This is a genomic window from Flavobacterium xizangense, assembly GCF_054075145.1.
Window position 1 is genome coordinate 1 of record NZ_JBSIPG010000249.1, and the last position, 247, is coordinate 247.

Annotated in this window: 1 pseudogene; it reads left to right on the forward strand. The window is 36.0% G+C overall.

Annotated features, from left to right (window positions below):
• Positions 1-40: 40 nt before the first annotated feature.
• Positions 41-247 (forward strand): annotated as a pseudogene (locus ACWA1B_RS23310) (xylosidase); the annotation flags it as partial.

Sequence of the window (247 nt, forward strand, 5' to 3'; positions counted from 1 at the left end):
GCCATTTGTAATGTTTTCGATGCTTTTCGGAAGCAGTCTTATGGCGCAAAATTCTGGTAAAACAGAATGGTTTGATCCTAACAGACCAGCAACAACTTATTGTAATCCGATCAATATCGGATACAATTTTACAACACATAATCATAATAGAATTCCAGAATCACGTCGTTCAAGCGCCGATCCGGTTATTATAACTTATAAAGGTGAATATTATTTATTTGCTACCAATCAGGCAGGTTTCTTTTGG